The following is a 277-nucleotide window of genomic DNA, read 5'->3' on the forward strand; positions in this document are numbered from 1 at the left end:
CGGCGGCCCGGTGAGCGGCCCGGGCACCGAGCCGGCGGCATCCGCTTCGCCAGGGCTTCTCGCGCTCTTCGACCAGCCGCCGATCCCCGACCAGACCACGATCGATCTCGGTCCCGAGTTCCGGCGGGATTCGATCCACGCGATGTTCGTCGAGCGCGAGACCAGCTCCTTCGTGTACGTCGCGCGGCGGGGCGACGACCTCTACTGCGTCATCCTGCGCACCCAGGGCCAGCAGGGCGCGAGCGCCTGCGTCGGCCTCGCCGAACTCGCCCGCCGC

1 protein-coding gene is annotated in these 277 nt (G+C 72.9%); it reads left to right on the top strand.

The window, feature by feature from the left end; all coding sequences use genetic code 11:
* Nucleotides 1-277: hypothetical protein (locus QN345_RS20160; protein ID WP_323509259.1), on the top strand; the 277-nt coding region annotated here is incomplete at both ends.

The organism is Cryobacterium sp. 10I1, from assembly GCF_035019805.1.
GTDB classification, from domain to species: Bacteria; Actinomycetota; Actinomycetes; order Actinomycetales; family Microbacteriaceae; genus Cryobacterium; species Cryobacterium glucosi.